This window comes from Lapillicoccus jejuensis (genome assembly GCF_006715055.1).
GTDB classification, from domain to species: Bacteria; Actinomycetota; Actinomycetes; order Actinomycetales; family Dermatophilaceae; genus Lapillicoccus; species Lapillicoccus jejuensis.
This window is the reverse complement of the sequence record NZ_VFMN01000001.1, coordinates 478,290-494,688: the sequence shown is the minus strand read 5'-3', so window position 1 is coordinate 494,688 and position 16,399 is coordinate 478,290. Positions and strand designations below refer to the sequence as shown.

The window sequence follows — 16,399 nt, the reverse complement described above, 5'->3', positions numbered from 1 at the left end:
TGCTTCTCAGGCACCGATCTCGGCGCGGGTCGGCGCGTAGGCACCCGACCTGCCGACGGTGAGCCCGCTGGTCGCGAGCCCCCGCTCGAGGGCCGGCATGACGGCGGCGAGGTCGGCGGTCGCCAGGCGCCCGCGCGCCTGCGCCCCACCGAGCAGACCGGCCTCGAGCAGCCCCGAGAGCAGCCCGGCCATGAACGAGTCACCGGCCCCGACGGTGTCCTCGACGTGAGTGGCGCGGGTCGGCGCCGAGGTCGTCTCGCCGGTGCGGGTGACCCCGACGAGGACGCCGTCGCCGCCCCGGGTGACGACGACGAGCGCCGGGCCCATCGCCCCCCAGCGGCGCAGCACGTCCTCGACGGCGGTCCCGGGGTAGAGCGCGGCGACGTCCTCGTCGCTGGCCTTGACGACGTCGCTGAGGGCGACGACCTCCTCGATGCGCACCCGCGCGGCGTCGAGGTCGGTCATGATCTGCGGCCGCACGTTGGGGTCGTAGGAGATCGTGGCCCGCGCGCGGGCCCCCCGCAGCGCGGCGACGACCTGCTCGCCGCCCGGCTCGAGGACGGCGGCGATCGAGCCGGTGTGCAGGTGCCCCGTGTCGTCCGACACCGGGGTCGGCGGCAGGTCCCAGACCAGGTCGAAGGCGTACGTCGCCGCCCCGCCCGCGTCGAGGGTGGCGGCCGCGGTCGAGGTGCGGTCGGCACCGTCGCTGCCCGGCACGGGGTGCACCCCGCCGTCCGCGATGGTGGCGCCGATGCGGTGGCCGCGCTCGTCGGCGCCGTACCGGGTGGCGAAGTCGACCGTCTCGCCGAGCGCGGCCAGGCCGAGCGCGACGTTGAGCGGACTGCCGCCGACGTGCTCGCTGCTCGCCCCGTCGGCGCGGCGCACGATGTCGATGAGGGCCTCGCCGAGGACGAGGGTGCGTGCGGTCATCGGGGTCCGTCCTCGAAGGTCTGCAGGAAGCCGAGTTCGCTGTAGGCGGCGAGCTTGGCGAAGGAGTGCCGGGCCTCGATGACCCGGATGGTGCCGCTGCGGGAGCGCATGACGAGCGAGTGGGTGGTGGCGGCCTGCGAGCCGTAGCGGACGCCGCGCAGCAGCTGGCCGTCGGTGATGCCGGTCGCGACGAAGAAGCAGTCGCCCCGCACGAGGTCACCGGTCGACAGCACCGCGTCGAGGTCGTGGCCGGCGTCGAGGGCGCGCTGCCGCTCGTCGTCGTCGACGGGGGCGAGCCGGCCCTGGATCACGCCGCCGAGGCAGGTGATCGCGCAGGCGGCGATGATGCCCTCGGGGGTGCCGCCGGTGCCGACGAGCAGGTCGACGCCGGTGTCCTCGCGGGCGGCCATGACCGCGCCCGCGACGTCGCCGTCGCTGATGTAGAACAGCCGGGCGCCCGCCGCGCGGATCTCCTCGGCCAGCCGCGCGTGACGGGGGCGGTCGAGCATGACGACCGTGACGTCGGAGGGGTGCTCCTTCTTGACCTTGGCGATCCGGCGGATGTTCTCCCCGACGGGTAGCCGGATGTCGACGACGTCGGCCGCCTCGGGGCCGGTGGCGAGCTTGTCCATGTAGAACACGGCGGACGGGTCGAACATCGTGCCGCGCTCGGCGGCGGCGAGGACCGAGACCGCGTTGCTCATGCCCTTGGCGGTGAGGGTGGTGCCGTCGACGGGGTCGACCGCGATGTCGACCGCGGGGCCGGTGCCGTCGCCGACCTTCTCGCCGTTGTAGAGCATCGGCGCGTCGTCCTTCTCGCCCTCGCCGATGACGACGGTGCCGTCCATGGCGATGCCGTTGATGAGGCGGCGCATCGCCTCGACGGCGGCGCCGTCGGCCGAGTTCTTGTCGCCGCGCCCGACCCAGCGCCCGGCGGCCATGGCGGCCGACTCGGTCACCCGGACGAGCTCCATGGCCAGGTTGCGGTCGGGACGGTCCAGCTCCACCGGCTGCGACGACGGCGGCGACGACGGCGTGCTCATGCCCGCAGCCTAGGGGACCGTCGCGGGCGGGCTTCCGGGCCCACGACGCCGGGGTGCGACGATGGAGGGGTGACCCAGCAGCCCGCCGCCGGCCGCTCGCGCTACAGCCTCGGCTCGTCCTCCAACCTCGTCCGCTCCCTGCTCGTCATCCTCGGGCTGGTGGCCGTGCTCGTCGCCATCGTGCCGCGGGTGACCTCGGTGCCGCGGCCGAGCGTCGACGCGGCAGGGGTCGCCCGTGACGCCGCCCGCAGCACCGGTCTGGCCCTGCTCGTGCCGCAGGGTCTGCCGTCGGGCTGGACGCCGACGACGGCCCAGCTGCAGCCGACCACCGACCAGATCCTCACCTGGCAGACCGGCTGGACCACCCCCGACGACGGGTTCGTCCTGCTGCGCCAGGCCGCGGACGTCTCCCCGGGCTGGATCTCCGCCGCGACGACCGGCGGCACGGTCGTCGGCTCGGAGCAGCTCGCCGGGCGCACCTGGGAGAAGCGGTACGACGCCACCCACGACCAGACCAGCCTCGTCGACCAGCAGCCCGCCCTGACGACCGTCGTCACCGCGAAGGGCGACCCGGGGAACCTCACGGCCTTCGTCGACGCGCTGAAGCCCGCCGCGGGCTGATCAGGCCTCGTCGCCCCCGGCGTCGTCGGCGTCGTCCTCGGCGTCGTCGTCCGGGTCGTCGTCCGGGTCGTCGTCCTCGGCGTCGTCGCCGTCGGGCGGCGTGCCGGTCGTGGCCGCCTCGACCTGGCGCTGGGCGCCGTCGAGCCAGGCGGTGCAGTGCGCCGCGAGCGCCTCGCCGCGCCGCCACAGCCGCATGCTCTCCTCGAGCGGCACCTGGCCACCCTCGAGCCCGGCGACGATCCGGGCCAGCTCGTCGCGAGCCTGCTCGTAGCCCAGCCCCGCGACGTCGGCGAGCTCCTCGGCCGCCGGCTCGGCGAGCGGTCCCGTGGAGCGGGCGGCGGCACGCCGCGAGGTCGGCGGGGGAGGCGGGGTCATGGGCCACGACGCTACTGCGTGTCGCCGATGCGGGGCCCACCCGGCGTCCGGCCGGCTCTGCCGACCGCTCAGGGGCGACCGAGCACGATGCCGGTGAGGGTGTGGTTGAGGTGTCCCAGCCAGCTCTCGCCGTACGTGTGGAACCCGGCGGACGGGATCCCGCCCAGGGCGCGCACGAAGTCACCGGGACGGTCGGTCTCCGCGAGGACGAGACGACGGTGGACGCTGTTAAAGAACACCGCACCGCTGACGGCGCCCAAGGCGTCCCGCGCCTGCAGGACCGCCGCCGCGGTGTCGGCCACGACGTCGCCGGCGTCGAGCACGTCGACCCGCATCCCCTCGACCATCTGGCAGGAGAAGCGGATGCCGCCCCCGGCGACGACCCGCTGGGGGCTGCGGACGAACGGGTCCCCGTCGACCATCAGGCCGACCGGGTGCCGGGGGAACACGGTGTCGAGGGTGTCGACGGCGTCGCGTGGGTGACCCACCGCGGCGGCGTACACCTCCGCCGCCGGGCGTCCGTCGAGCTCGAGGACCGTCCGCGTCGCGACGTCGCAGCGAGTGACGAGCAGAGGGCGCCCGGTGGAGGTGCAGGACGTGGTCCGGAGCACCCGGAACGGCACCGTCGCGTGGACGAGGACGAGGGCCATCCCGCACTCGCTGACCCGGTCGCCGACCGCGACCCAGGTGCGCTCGAAGGCGAGGTCGTCCCCGGCGGAGCCGCCGACGACCTCGAGCAGGGGGGCGGCGGCGTCGATCTCCTCGTTGACGCTCTCCTCGGCGCCGTGGACGCCGTCGACGAGGAGCAGGCCGAACCACTGCGTCGGGTCGAGGTCACGCAGGTCCTCTCCCGCGAGCACCGCCAGGTCGGCCAACGCGGCCCGGGCGCCGATGACGGGGTCGTGGAGGTCGGCGAGCACGGCCGGGTGGGCCCGGACGAGCCCGGCGGGGAGGGCCAACGTGCTGAGGCCGCCCACGCCGTCGGTCTGGTCGGTGAACTCGCCGGCGGTCGAGCAGCCGATGACCGTGGCCTCGGCGAAGGCGGCCGCCAGCGGCGCGGCGAGGTCGGCGGGGGAGAACGCGGCCGAGGCGAAGTACAGGACGACTGCGGCCTCGACCCCGTCCAGCGCACCGCGCAGCTGCGCCGTGACCGAGGCGACGGCCTGCGCTGCGGTCCCGCGGGCGTGGGCGCGGGCAGCGGCGGTGACGTCGGTCTGGACGCTTGCGGTCATGGGCGTGGCTCCGAGGGTCGTGGTGACCCTCGGGTGATCGGCCGCGCGACCGGCCGCCTGACCAGTTTCTTCGTTGTGCGAGCGATCTGGGTCGAGACCGGCGGTCAAGCCGTCCCTACGGCGCGGACGCCGAAGTCGCCCCGGGCCACGCGCACCCGCAGCAGCTCGTCGACCTCGACGTCGGCGCGGTCGGTGACCAGCCGGCCGTCGGGGTGCTGCACGACGGCGTACCCGCGCTCGAGGGTCGACTGGGGGGACAGGGCGCGGACCTGGGCGGCGAGGTGGTCGACCTGGTCCTGCGCGCGGTGCAGCCGGCCGCGCAGCCGCTCGCGGCCGCGGTCGCGCAGGGCGACGACGTCGGCGCGGTGGCGCACGAGCTGCGCCCCCGGGTCCGCGAGGACGGGCCGCGAGCGCAGGGCGTCGACCCGGTGCCGCTCGTGCGCGAGCCGGCCGACGAGGGCGCGGCCGGCCCGGCCGAGGAGGGCCTCGACGAGGGCGTGCTGCTCGGCGGCGTCGGGGACGACGGCCTTGCCCGCGTCGGTGGGGGTCGAGGCGCGCCAGTCGGCGACCAGGTCGAGCAGCGGCTGGTCGACCTCGTGGCCGATGGCGCTGACGACGGGGGTGAGGGCGGCGGCCACGGCGCGCAGCATCGTCTCGTTGCTGAAGGGCAGCAGCTCCTCGGCGGAGCCCCCACCGCGCGCGACGACGATGACGTCGACCTCCGGGTGCGCGTCCAGCTCCTGCAGGGCCCGCACGACCTCGGTCACCGTCGTCACGCCCTGCACCGCGACCTCGCGGACCTCGAAGCGGACCGACGGCCAGCGCCGCCGGGCGTTCTCGACGACGTCGCGCTCGGCCGCGCTCTCGCGTCCGGTGACGAGGCCCACGCGGCGGGGCAAAAAGGGCAGCGGACGCTTGCGCTCGGCGGCGAAGAGGCCCTCCTGGTGCAGCAGCTGCTTGAGCTGCTCGACGCGCGCCAGCAGGTCGCCGACCCCGACGGGGCGGATCTGCCGGGCGTCGAGGCTGAGCGAGCCGCGCTTGGTCCAGTACGACGGCTTGGCCTGCAGGACCACCCGGGCGCCCGGCGCGAGCGGCGGCATGGCCCGCAGGGCGTTGACCGAGATGCCCACGCTCATCGACATGTCGACGTCGGCGTCGCGCAGGACGAGGTAGGCCCGGGTGCCGCGCACGTCGAGCTGCACGACCTGGCCCTCGACCCAGACGACCGACATCTTCTCGACGTAGTCCTGGATCTTCAGGGTGAGCAGCCGCAGCGGCCACGGCTCCTCGGCGGTGGTGTCCGCGGCCCTCTCCGGGAGCGGCCGGCGCTCGGCGGGCGGGGTCACCCGGGCAGTATGCCGTGGCCGAAACGTACGATGGAGACATGTCCGCTCCCTCCACCGGCCAGGTCCTGCTCGCCGCCCCGCGCGGCTACTGCGCCGGCGTCGACCGGGCGGTGGTCACCGTCGAGAAGGCCCTCGAGCTCTACGGCCCGCCGGTCTACGTCCGCAAGCAGATCGTCCACAACCGCCACGTCGTCTCGACGCTGGAGAAGCGCGGAGCGGTCTTCGTCGACGAGACGCAGGAGGTGCCGGAGGGCGCGACCGTCGTCTTCAGCGCCCACGGCGTCGCCCCCGTCGTCCACGAGGAGGCGGCCCGGCTGCGGCTGAAGACCATCGACGCGACCTGCCCGCTCGTCACCAAGGTCCACCGTGAGGCGGTCCGGTTCGCCGGCGACGACTTCGACATCCTGCTCATCGGCCACGAGGGCCACGAGGAGGTCGTCGGCACCGCCGGCGAGGCTCCCGAGCACATCACCCTCGTCGACGGCCCGGACGACGTGCCGAACGTGCAGGTGCGCGACCCGGAGAAGGTCGTCTGGCTGTCGCAGACGACGCTGTCGGTCGACGAGACGATGGAGACGGTCCGCCGGCTGCGCGAGCGCTTCCCCGCGCTGCAGGACCCGCCGAGCGACGACATCTGCTACGCCACGCAGAACCGCCAGCAGGCCGTCAAGCAGATGGCCGACCGGTGCGACCTCGTCATCGTGGTCGGCTCGCGCAACTCGTCGAACTCGGTGCGCCTCGTCGAGGTCGCGCTCGAGCACGGCGCCCGGGCCTCGTACCTCGTCGACTACGCCGACGAGATCGACGACGCGTGGCTCGAGGGCGTGGCGACGGTGGGGGTGACCTCCGGCGCGAGCGTGCCCGAGGTCCTCGTCCGCGACGTGCTCGCGCACCTGGCCGAGCGCGGGTACGGCGACGTCGAGACGATCACCGCCGCCGAGGAGTCGCTGCTCTTCGCGCTGCCGACCGAGCTGCGGCGCGACCTCAAGGCCCGCTCCGGCGCCGAGCCGGAGCAGCTGCGCCACGACCCCGCCGCCGGTCACCTGCACTGAGCCGGACGGCGGGTCAGGCGGTCCGCGACTCCCCGCCGCCGGTCGTCCCGTCGGCGGGCAGCTCGAGCTCGGGTCGCGCGACGTCCGGCTCGAGCGCCTCGAGCAGCTCGAGCGCGGTGAGCGGTCGGGGCGCCGACGTCACCGGCTCGAGGACGGGGTGGGACTCGCCGACCAGCCCGAGCTCCTGCATCCGGCGCGAGCTGACGAGCACCCGCGACTCGAGCGACCCGACGAACGCGTTGTAGCTCTCGACGGACCGCCGCAGCGCGCCCCCGAGCGCCGCGGTGTGGCGTCCGAGCTGCCCGAGCCGGTCGTGCAGCTCGCGACCGACGGCGAGCAGCTCGCGGGCGTTGCCGGCGAGCGCCTCCTGCTGCCAGGCGAACGCGACGGTGCGCACCAGCGCGAACAGCGTCGCGGGGGAGGCGAGCACGACCCGGCGCCGCATCGCGTGCTCGTGCAGCCCCGGGGCGGCGGCCAGCGCCGCGGTGAGCATCGCCTCGGTCGGGACGAAGCAGACGACCATCTCGGGCGAGACGTCGAGGGCGGCCCAGTACCCCCGCTCGGCGAGGGTGTCCACGTGCCCCCGCAGGGCCTTCGCGTGGGCGCCGAGCAGCCGGCGGCGCTCGGCGTCGTCGAGGCCCTCGGCCTGGGCGGCGAGGAACGAGGACATCGGCGCCTTGGCGTCGACGGCGAGGTGCTTGCCGCCGGGCAGGTGGACGACGACGTCGGGGCGCAGCCGGCGACCGTCCGACGCGGCCAGGGTGGGCTGCTCGTCGAAGTCGCACCGCGCGAGCAGGCCGGACAGCTCGAGGACGCGGCGCAGCTGCACCTCCCCCCAGGCGCCGCGGACGGACGACGCCTGCAGCGAGCCGACGAGGGTCGCCGTCCGCTCGCCCAGCTCGGTGGTCGAGGTGCGGACCCGCGAGAGCTCGGTGGCGACCCGGGCGAACTGGTCGCCGCGGTCGCGCTCGAGGTCGTGGACCTGCCGGGCCACCGTGTCCAGGCTGGCGCGCAGCGGCGCCAGCAGGGCGGCGGTCTCGGAGGTCTCCCCGAGCGAGGCCTCCAGGTCCACGACCCGCTCGCGCAGGACGTCGCGCTCCGCCTCCGCGGCGGCGGTGCGGGCGCCGTACGCCGCCGTGGCCCGCAGCTGCGCGAGCGTCCAGCCGGCGGTGGCGCCGAGCCCGAGCGCGAGCAGCGCGACCACGATGATGAGCAGAGCCGTCGTCCCCATGGCGGCAGCGTGACAGGCCCCACCGACAGCGGTCCTCCTGCCGCGCCGCGTGGTAGCAATGGCGCCGTGACCAGCGAGTACGACGCCGCCCTCGACCTGACCCCCGCCGAGGTGCCCGGCCGCTGGGCGGGCCGGTTCTCCGACGGCTGGTCGATCGGCCAGGCGGTCAACGGGGGCCTCGTCATGGCCGTCGCCGTCGAGGCGCTGCACCGACAGCTGGCGGAGCAGGGTGACGCCGCCCACCCCGACCTCGTCGCCGTGAGCGCCTTCTTCCTCACCGCCTCCCAGCCCGGCCCGGTGGTCGTCGACACCGAGGTGCTACGGCCCGGCCGCACCCTCACCACCGGCCAGGTGTCCCTCCAGCAGCCCGGGGAGGACGGGACGCCGGTGCCCCGGATGCGCTCCCTGGTCAGCGTCGGCGCCCTCACCGGCACCCCCGCGCGCCGCCAGCCACCGCCGGTCGACCTGCCGGCCCCGGAGGACTGCGTCGGCAGCGGCGACGCGCCGCCCGGGGGCCTGGCCTCCTCGACCTTGCTGCAGCGCCTCGACCTGCGCCTGGACCCCTCGTGCGTGGGCTGGGCCGTGGGGCGGCCGAGCGGGCGCGGGGTGATGCGGGGCTGGTTCCGCTTCGCCGACGGTCGTGAGCCCGACCCGACGTCGCTGCTCCTGGCCCTCGACGGCCTGCCCCCGGTCGCCTTCGAGCTGGGCATCCCCGGGTGGGCGCCGACGCTCGAGCTGACCGCCCACGTCTGGGCGCGGCCCGCGCCCGGGTGGCTCCGGGTCGAGGTGACCAGCGAGGTCCTCTCCGACGCGACGATGGAGGAGGACGCGCGGGTGTGGGACTCGAGCGGCCGGCTCGTGGCGCACTCCCGCCAGCTGTGCGGGGTGCGGGTGCCGGAGGGGTGGGCCCCGGCCGGGTGACTCAGCCGGCCAGCGACTGCAGGGTCGCGCCGAGCCGCGGGAGCGCCGCGGTGACGTGCTGCTTCGCCTTCGGGCGGATCATCCCGTAGACCTTGGCGACGGCGGCGTGCGCCGGGTTGTCGGCGCGCTGGTCGGTGACGGCGAGCAGCGACTCGGCGACCTCGTCCTGGCGGGCGACCAGCGTCGCGCCGAAGTCGCCGGTCGACTGCGCCCAGTAGGGCTCCAGCGCGGCGAGGAAGTCGGGCAGCATCCGGCCGACGGCCTTGTGGGCCAGGCGCGCGTCGATCTTCTTCGAGGCGCCGTACGCCGTCTTGATGGCCGCACCACCGAGACCGGACTTGCTCTGGACCTCGGCGTCGACCACCCCGACGAGGGCGTCCACCGCCTGCGGGCGGCGCTCGGGGGTGAGGAGGGCGTCGTGCAGCGTCGAGGTCGGCATGGCCCCGGATCGTAGGGGAGGAGGGTCGCCGCGCGGGCGGCGGTCCGCGGGGCGCCGTACCGGAACTAGACTCCTGATCCCGTGGCCCTCACCATCGGCATCGTCGGACTGCCCAACGTCGGCAAGTCCACCCTCTTCAACGCCCTGACGCGCAACGACGTGCTCGCCGCGAACTACCCCTTCGCGACCATCGAGCCCAACGTCGGCGTCGTCCCGCTGCCCGACCCGCGGCTGGACAAGCTGGCGGAGCTGTTCGCCAGCGTCAAGGTCGTGCCGGCTGTCGTGTCGTTCGTCGACATCGCCGGCATCGTCCGCGGCGCGTCGGTGGGGGAGGGACTGGGAAACCAGTTCCTGGCCAACATCCGTGAGGCGGACGCGATCTGCCAGGTGGTGCGCGTCTTCCAGGACGACGACGTCGTCCACGTCGACGGCAAGGTGAGCCCGTCCTCGGACATCGAGACGATCAACACCGAGCTCGTCCTCGCCGACCTGCAGACCCTCGAGAAGGCGATGCCGCGGCTGGAGAAGGAGGCGCGGACCGTCAAGGAGAAGCGTCCCGCGCTCGAGCAGGCGCAGGCCGCGCAGAAGGTCCTCGAGGCCGGCGACACGCTGTTCTCCGCCGGGGCCGAGGCGGGCGTCGACCTCGCCGAGGCGCGCTCGCTCGGGCTGCTGACGACCAAGCCGTTCATCTACGTCTTCAACCTCGACGAGGAGCAGCTGACCGACGAGGCGCTCAAGACCGAGCTGGCCGCGTCCGTCGCCCCCGCCGACTCCGTCTTCCTCAACGCCAAGCTCGAGATGGACCTCACCGAGCTCGAGCCCGACGAGGCCATGGAGCTGCTCGAGTCCGTCGGCGCGACCGAGTCCGGGATGGACCAGCTGGCCCGGGTCGGCTTCCACACCCTCGGCCTGCAGACCTACCTCACCGCCGGCCCCAAGGAGTCGCGCGCCTGGACGATCAAGCAGGGCGCCACCGCCCCCGAGGCCGCCGGCGTCATCCACACCGACTTCCAGCGCGGGTTCATCAAGGCCGAGGTCGTCTCGTACGACGACCTCGTCGAGGCCGGCACGATGGCCGCCGCCAAGTCGGCCGGCAAGGTCCGCATCGAGGGCAAGGACTACGTCATGGCCGACGGCGACGTCGTGGAGTTCCGCTTCAACGTCTGACGGTTCGTCGCCGACTACTCCCTGGCGAGGCTGCTTCTCTGACGGTGCCCTGCCGATCTGAGGGAGCGAGTGCTGGGTGAGGCTGTCGCTCTGTGACCCGTTCGGAGCCGCGGCTCCTACGCGTCAACCGGGCCCTCACGGATGACCTGGGCTGACCGATCTCGTCGACGACGGCGGGGGCGGCAGGTGCGCCCCCACGAGCCGCAGGCCCAGCGCGGCGGTCTCGTCCAGCACCCGCTCGCCCGTCAGCCTCGCCTCGTGGTCGTCCGCATCGAAACCCGACCGCAGAGCCGGCTCGCTCAGCTGTCGTCGCTCGGCCACGAGGTCGGCGACGTAGCGCACCACCGGGGGCTCGCCGAGGTCGACGACGAGGTGCCCCGGGGTGTGCCCGGGCGCCAGCCGCGTGCGCAGACCGGCGTACGGCGTCGCGTCGTCGGGGAGCAGCTCGACCCGGTCGGCGATCAGCGGCCGGACCGCGCGGACGGCATCGGCCACGCGGCCGCGGTGCCGCTCGAGCGCGTCGTCGTCGGTGGCCCACGCCCACTCGCGGTCGGAGAGCAGGACGGGGACGTCGGGAAGGGCGGGAGGGCCGCCGTCGTCACCGGGTAGCAGCCCGCCGAGGTGGTCCGGGTGCAGGTGCGTGAGGACGACGGCGGTCACCTCCGACGGCGTGCGCCCCAGGCGCCGCAGGGCCGCCACGACCGGTGGCGGTGAGCCGGGCAGGCCGGTGTCGACCAGGACGAGATGGTCCCCCGACGTGGCGACGAGGAGCTGGTGGGGCAGCGGGAGCGTGGGCTCGGGACCCGGCGGTCGCGGCTCGTCGGGGTAGAGCGCGGACAGCGCGTACGGCGCCGTCCCGCTGTCGACCACCCAGGCCTGCCACGGCGGGGCGTGCAGAACGACCAGCTCCATGCAGCGAGGTGAGGCCCCTGGCATCCCTGTCGACCTATCTCCGAGCCTCGTGACGCCGGCGTCGTCGGTGCCAGGACGGCGACGGATCCCGCTGACCCTGGACGGACGACTCCTGGCCGAGCACCACTGCTGGTTCGGCGGCGGCACCGCGATCGTCCTCGCGAACGACGAGTTCCGCGAGTCCGTCGACATCGACTTCCTGGTCTCCGACCCGCTGTCGTGGCGCATCCGGACCTCCGTGCTCGTCTCCGGGGTCGCGATCAAGCTCGAGGTCATCCACGAGGGACGCATCGACCTCGACACCCCCTCTCCGGAGCAGGAGATCTGCGGCGTCCGGGTCCTCACGCGGACCGACCAGGTCGCGAGCACGCTCCTCGCCAACGACGACCGCTGGGCCGACACGTCGACCTTCAGCCGCGACCTCATCGACGGCGCCATGATGAAGCCGGACACGGCCGAGCTGGAGGGCGGAGCTCGCAAGGCGGTCGACGCCTACGGCACGACGGTGGGGAAGAGCCTCGACAAGGCCATCACCCACCTGCGCGACCGCCCGCACCGTCTCGGCGACTGCCTCCGTGCCTCAAGGTCGACGCGCCCCGGGCACTGGTGTGGCAGCGCATCCGCGACCTGTCAGCACGCGCCGCGAAGGTGGGCGGTCTCCGCGCGGGCTGACCGGCTCAGACCCGCTCGACGCGGTCGGCCTGCGGACCGCGGTCGCTCTGCCTCACCTGGTAGCGGACGCGGTCGCCCGGGTAGAGCTCCTCGCCGCCCCGGACGACGGACACGTGCACGAAGAGGTCCTCGCCGCCCGCGTCGGGGGTGATGAAGCCGAACCCGCGGTCCGCGTCGTAGCGGGCGACCACGCCCTGGCCGCCGCGCGCCGGCGTACGGGATCCCTCCCGGTGCCCCGAGCGACCACGGGGCGCCGCGGCCGCCGACCCTCCTCGGGGCGCCGGTCCGCCCGCGAGGCGCACGCCGCGGGCCTGAGGGCCGCGGTCCCCCTCGACGACGTCGTACGTCACCCGGTCCCCCTCGCGCAGCTCGGGGAGCCCATGGGCCAGCTCGCGCACGTGGACGAAGACGTCCGGGCCGCCCGAGAGGGGAGTGAGGAAGCCGAAGCCCTTGTCGCCGTCGAACCAGGAGACGGTGCCGTCCGCCCCGTCGGAGGCCGCGACCGGCGAGGCGGCGGCCTCGGCGCCCAGGGGCAGCAGGTGGTCGGCCTGCGGTCCGCGCTCCCCGTCGACGACGAGGAACGCCACGCGCTGCCCCTCCGTCACCACGCCGCCCGTCACGATGGCCGAGCTGTGCAGGAAGACCTCGTCACTCCCGCCGTCGGGGGTGACGAAGCCGTAGCCCTTGGCCGGCTCGTACCAGGCGACGGTGCCGAGCTCGCCGAGCGGTGCGTCGGCCGCCAGGTCGCCGACGACCCGGACCCGGCGGGCCTGCGGGCCACGGTCACCCTCACCGATCTCGAACTCGACCACCTGCCCCTCGCGCAGCACCCTCGTCGCGTCGCCGCCGAGGATCTCGGACGCGTGCACGAAGAGGTCCTCCTCGCCCTCGCCCAGCGCGATGAAGCCGAAGCCCCGGTCGGTGTCGAACCAGCGGACGGTTCCTTCGGGCACGGGTGACTCCTAGTCGAGACGACGGTCGGGCTCCCTAGTCTCCCCGACCGTACGGCGACACGTGCGCGGCCTCCCGGCCGATGCGGCCCGCGACGACGGTGACGACCACGAGCTGGACGACGAAGGCGAACGCGAACAGGCCGTACGCGGCGACGCGGAACGGGTGCCCTCCGCTCACGCCCCACCAGACGGCCACCGCTCCGGCCGCCGCGAGGCCCCCGGCGATCCCGAGCACGAGTCCCCGGCGGACCCTGGCGCCGAGGGTGGCGCGGGCGAGCGCCTCGGCCAGCCGGACGTCCTCGTCGGAGAGCGGGCCGCCCGCTCGCAGCCGTCGACGCAGCGACCGGACCGTCGGCAGGTCCGACCGTGACCCGGTGATGAAGGCGCCGGACTGGGAGAAGCCCGAGACGAAGAGGATCGTCAGGCCCATCGGGCCCGCGACGAGCAGCGAGAAGGTCGACCTGGAGACGAACCACAGGGCCAGCAGGACGACGTAGACCAGACCCACGCCGAGGAGGATCCCCGCGAGGTTGACCCGGGCGACGTACCGCTCGGCGAGCTCGCCGTCGAGGTCGCGCCCGCCCCACCGGGACGCCCCGCCCGACCTCTGCACGGACCCGCTCATCCGACGCCCCCTCGTCCCCACCGCCGTCCGCGGTGAGGGAACGATAGCGAGGTCGGTGTCGCCGGTCGGTGCCACAGTGGTCGCCCACCCCACCCGCACCGCCCTCCAGGAGAACCCGTGGCCGTCCGCGTCGACCTCAACCTCTCGCTCGACGGCGTCGCCGCGCCGGCGGACCCCACCCCGGAGAACCCGATGGGCGCCGACTGGGGGCTCATCACGGCGGCCTACGTCGGCACGCGCACCTTCCGCACCCGCGTCCTCGGCGACAGCGAGGGCCGGGGCACGACGGGGATCGACGACCGGTACGCCGCCGCGTACTTCGAGGGTGTCGGCGCGGAGGTCATGGGGGCGGCGATGTTCGGCCTGCACTCCTTCCCCGACGACCCGGACTGGCGCGGCTGGTGGGGCGAGGAGCCGCCGTTCCACTGCCCCGTGCTCGTGCTCACGCACACCCCGCGGGAGCGGGTCGAGTTCGCCAACGGCACGTCGTTCGAGTTCCTCGACGCGACCGCGCAGCAGGCGCTCGCGCGCGCCGAGGAGCTCGCCGGCGGGCAGGACGTCCGCGTCGGGGGTGGGGTCGGCGTCGTGCGGGAGTTCCTCACCGCGGGACTCGTCGACCGGCTCCACGTCGCGCTCGCGCCCGTCGTCCTGGGGCGCGGTGGCCGGCTGTGGGACGACGTACGGCTGCTCACCCCCGAGCACACCGTCCGCAGCGAGGTCTCGGAGAGCGGCACGGTCCACGTGACCTTCGAGCGATGACGCCCTCGTGGGTGGGATCGGTGGTGTCCTGACCCCACCGATCCCACCCACGAGCGGCGCGGCGCTGCCAGACTGCGGTCGTGCCGAGCCTCGAGCCCCAAACGGTCCCGACCAGCCGCCTCACGACGCACGTCTGGGCGGGCGGCCCGCAGGACGGGCGGCCGGTCCTGCTCGTCCACGGCAACCTCGTCAGCGGGGGCTGGTGGCGCGACGTCGCCACGCTGCTGCCCGCCGACACCCGCGTCCTCGCGCCCGACCTTCGCGGGTTCGGCCGCACCGAGAGCGCGCCGGTCGACGCCACCCGCGGTCTCGGCGACCTCTGCGACGACCTGCACGCCCTCCTCGAGGCGGTCGGCTGGACGGGCCGCGACGACGTCGTCGCCGCCGGCTGGTCGATGGGCGGCGGCGTGCTGCAGCAGCACCTGCTCCTGCACCCCGGCGACCTGGCGGGCGTCGTGCTCGTGGCGCCGCTGTCGCCGTACGGGTTCGGGGGCACGAGGGGCGAGGACGGCGAGCCGTGCACCGACGATGCCGCGGGCACCGGTGGGGGCGGCGCCTCCCCGGCCTTCGTCGCCAGCGTCCGGTCCGGCGACCGCGGCGGGGAGGACCCCAACAGCGCCCGCGCGGTCCACCGGGCCTTCTTCGGCGCCGGCGACCGCGCGGACGAGGTCGACGAGGACCTGCTCGTCGACGAGATGCTGCGGGTCGCCCTCGGCGAGGACCACTACCCGGGCGACTCGACGACCTCGGAGCACTGGCCCGGCTTCGCGCCGGGCACCCGCGGCATCCTCAACGCCATGTCGCCGCGCTGGTACGACGCCTCGGGCATCGTCGACGTCGAGCCCAAGCCGCCGGTCACCTGGGTCCACGGCACCGCCGACCAGGTCGTCGGCGACGCGTCGATGTTCGACCTGGCGACCCTCGGGCAGCTCGGCGCCGTGCCCGGGTGGCCCGGCGCCGACGTCATGCCGCCGCAGCCGATGGCCGCCCAGACCCGGGCGGTCCTGCGCCGGTACGCCGCCGCCGGCGGCACCACCCGCGAGGTGCCGCTCGACGGCGTCGGCCACGGCATCCCCCTCGCCGCCCCGCAGGCCGTCGCCGACGAGATCGCCGCCCTGCTGCGCTAGCCCGCCCGCCCGGCCCCGCCGACCAGGCGGTCGACGGCGACCCGGGTGGCCGCCGCCACGAGCGCGTCGGCGGGTGTGGCGTCCGGAGCGTCCTGACGGGTGAACACGGTGACGACGACCGGCGCCCGACCCGCCGGGTAGACGACGGCGACGTCGTCGCGGACGCCGTACTCGCCCGTCCCGGTCTTGTCGGCCACCGGCCACGCGGGGTCGACGCCGGCGCGGACCGTGCCGTCGCCCGTGGTGCAACCGAGCATGAGGTCGCGCAGCAGCGTCCGGTCGGCCAGGGCGAGGTCGGACCCGAGGACGACGTCGCGCACGTCCTGCGCGAACTGCGCCGGCGTCGTCGTGTCGCGCGGGTCGCCGGGCAGGGCCTCGTTGAGCCCCGGCTCGACGCGGTCCACGCGGGTGACCCGGTCGCCGTGCGCGCGCAGCCAGGCCTGCACCGCCGCGGGACCGCCGACCCGCTCGACGAGCAGGTTCGCGGCCGTGTTGTCGCTGAAGCGCAGCGCGGCGTCGAGCAGCTCGCGCACCGTCATCCCCGTGTCGACGAAGCGGCTGGTGATCGGCGCGTAGGCCAGCAGGTCGGCCCGCGTGTAGCGGACGACGACGTCGAGGTCCGCCTCGCTCGAGCGGTCGAGCACCGCGGCCGCGATGAACGTCTTGTTCGTCGAGGCGAACGGGAACCGGGTGCCGGGCCGCCAGGACACGGTGCGGCCCGTCCCCGTGTCGACGGCCGTCACCCCCAGCGTGGCGTCGTGGGTCCGCTCGAGGGCGGCGAAGGCCCGGTCGGTCGACGCGGCCGGAGCCGTGGTGGAGGTGGGGGCGGCCGCGGTGGCCGGACCGAGAGCCAGGAACGCGAGGAGCGGCAGGGCGAGGAGTGAGCGTCGGGTGGGTGCCATGAGGACACCGTCACCGCCCTGGCGCATGCGGTCGAGTGCGCGACCGCGCCGGTCGATGCCGATCGGGCATGGGTCAGCGCCGCGGGGCGCCG

At 74.9% G+C, this 16,399-nt stretch carries 17 protein-coding genes and 1 pseudogene; 7 read left to right on the top strand and 11 right to left on the bottom strand.

What is annotated here, in order from left to right:
* Positions 1-6: 6 nt before the first annotated feature.
* The gene (locus tag FB458_RS02360) at positions 7-930 is read right to left on the bottom strand and encodes a PfkB family carbohydrate kinase (RefSeq protein ID WP_141846427.1); all 924 of its coding nucleotides are present in this window, start codon (positions 928-930) and stop codon (positions 7-9) included.
* Positions 927-1,973 (bottom strand): class II fructose-bisphosphatase, encoded by a 1,047-nt coding sequence (gene glpX / locus FB458_RS02355; protein ID WP_141846425.1) that lies wholly within the window; start codon positions 1,971-1,973, stop codon positions 927-929. Before glpX ends, FB458_RS02360 begins: the two co-directional genes overlap by 4 nt.
* A 69-nt stretch (positions 1,974-2,042) precedes the next feature.
* On the opposite strand from glpX, the gene FB458_RS02350 reads away from it, so the two are divergent.
* Entirely contained in the window at positions 2,043-2,594 is a 552-nt protein-coding gene (locus tag FB458_RS02350; protein ID WP_170185547.1) for a DUF4245 domain-containing protein, read from the top strand.
* On the opposite strand, the gene FB458_RS02345 is transcribed toward FB458_RS02350, so the two are convergent.
* The 3 genes from FB458_RS02345 to xseA all read right to left on the bottom strand — a co-directional run bounded on the left by FB458_RS02345 (position 2,595) and on the right by xseA (position 5,547).
* Entirely contained in the window at positions 2,595-2,969 is a 375-nt protein-coding gene (locus FB458_RS02345; protein WP_141846421.1) for an exodeoxyribonuclease VII small subunit, read from the bottom strand. It abuts the gene before it with no gap.
* A gap of 68 nt (positions 2,970-3,037) precedes the next feature.
* Positions 3,038-4,201 carry an FIST signal transduction protein gene (locus tag FB458_RS02340; RefSeq protein WP_141846419.1) on the bottom strand — a complete coding sequence of 388 codons (1,164 nt, stop codon included), beginning with the start codon at positions 4,199-4,201 and terminating at the stop codon, positions 3,038-3,040.
* A gap of 104 nt (positions 4,202-4,305) precedes the next feature.
* Positions 4,306-5,547 carry an exodeoxyribonuclease VII large subunit gene (xseA, locus tag FB458_RS02335; RefSeq protein ID WP_141846417.1) on the bottom strand — a complete coding sequence of 414 codons (1,242 nt, stop codon included), beginning with the start codon at positions 5,545-5,547 and terminating at the stop codon, positions 4,306-4,308.
* A 38-nt stretch (positions 5,548-5,585) separates the two neighbouring features.
* On the opposite strand from xseA, the gene FB458_RS02330 reads away from it, so the two are divergent.
* A complete protein-coding gene (locus tag FB458_RS02330; protein WP_141846415.1) occupies positions 5,586-6,599 on the top strand; it encodes a 4-hydroxy-3-methylbut-2-enyl diphosphate reductase in 1,014 nt (337 codons plus the stop codon).
* Between the two features lie 13 nt (positions 6,600-6,612).
* Here FB458_RS02330 and FB458_RS02325 read toward each other — a convergent pair whose 3' ends face one another.
* Complete coding sequence (locus FB458_RS02325; protein ID WP_141846413.1) at positions 6,613-7,830, bottom strand: DNA recombination protein RmuC; 1,218 nt, start codon at positions 7,828-7,830, stop codon at positions 6,613-6,615.
* Positions 7,831-7,896: 66 nt separating this feature from the next.
* Between FB458_RS02325 and FB458_RS02320 the strand changes: the two genes are divergently transcribed.
* Complete coding sequence (locus FB458_RS02320) at positions 7,897-8,751, top strand: thioesterase family protein (RefSeq protein WP_211355905.1); 855 nt, start codon at positions 7,897-7,899, stop codon at positions 8,749-8,751.
* A 1-nt stretch (position 8,752) separates the two neighbouring features.
* Here FB458_RS02320 and FB458_RS02315 read toward each other — a convergent pair whose 3' ends face one another.
* Entirely contained in the window at positions 8,753-9,190 is a 438-nt protein-coding gene (locus tag FB458_RS02315; RefSeq protein ID WP_141846409.1) for a DUF6918 family protein, read from the bottom strand.
* Between the two features lie 81 nt (positions 9,191-9,271).
* On the opposite strand from FB458_RS02315, the gene ychF reads away from it, so the two are divergent.
* Positions 9,272-10,357 (top strand): redox-regulated ATPase YchF, encoded by a 1,086-nt coding sequence (ychF, locus tag FB458_RS02310; protein WP_141846407.1) that lies wholly within the window; start codon positions 9,272-9,274, stop codon positions 10,355-10,357.
* 135 nt (positions 10,358-10,492) lie between these two features.
* On the opposite strand, the gene FB458_RS02305 is transcribed toward ychF, so the two are convergent.
* Positions 10,493-11,269, bottom strand: coding sequence for an MBL fold metallo-hydrolase (locus FB458_RS02305; RefSeq protein WP_170185546.1), 777 nt, complete (start codon positions 11,267-11,269; stop codon positions 10,493-10,495).
* Here FB458_RS02305 and FB458_RS22210 point away from each other — a divergent pair.
* A pseudogene (locus FB458_RS22210) lies at positions 11,268-11,465 on the top strand (hypothetical protein); the annotation flags it as partial. The gene FB458_RS02305 and the pseudogene FB458_RS22210 sit on opposite strands and share 2 nt — an antisense overlap.
* A 481-nt stretch (positions 11,466-11,946) precedes the next feature.
* On the opposite strand, the gene FB458_RS22020 reads toward FB458_RS22210, so the two are convergent.
* Together FB458_RS22020 and FB458_RS02290 are read right to left on the bottom strand one after the other, a co-directional pair.
* The gene (locus FB458_RS22020) at positions 11,947-12,894 is read right to left on the bottom strand and encodes a cold-shock protein (protein ID WP_141846404.1); all 948 of its coding nucleotides are present in this window, start codon (positions 12,892-12,894) and stop codon (positions 11,947-11,949) included.
* Between the two features lie 34 nt (positions 12,895-12,928).
* Positions 12,929-13,519: a hypothetical protein gene (locus tag FB458_RS02290; protein ID WP_141846402.1), complete on the bottom strand. Its 591-nt coding sequence runs from the start codon at positions 13,517-13,519 to the stop codon at positions 12,929-12,931.
* 117 nt (positions 13,520-13,636) lie between these two features.
* Between FB458_RS02290 and FB458_RS02285 the strand changes: the two genes are divergently transcribed.
* Positions 13,637-14,278 carry a dihydrofolate reductase family protein gene (locus FB458_RS02285; protein WP_141846400.1) on the top strand — a complete coding sequence of 214 codons (642 nt, stop codon included), beginning with the start codon at positions 13,637-13,639 and terminating at the stop codon, positions 14,276-14,278.
* Between the two features lie 80 nt (positions 14,279-14,358).
* The gene (locus FB458_RS02280; protein ID WP_141846398.1) at positions 14,359-15,405 is read left to right on the top strand and encodes an alpha/beta fold hydrolase; all 1,047 of its coding nucleotides are present in this window, start codon (positions 14,359-14,361) and stop codon (positions 15,403-15,405) included.
* Here the strand turns inward: FB458_RS02280 and bla are convergent.
* Entirely contained in the window at positions 15,402-16,307 is a 906-nt protein-coding gene (gene bla, locus FB458_RS02275) for a class A beta-lactamase (protein ID WP_141846395.1), read from the bottom strand. The genes FB458_RS02280 and bla overlap by 4 nt on opposite strands.
* Between the last annotated feature and the right edge of the window lie 92 nt (positions 16,308-16,399).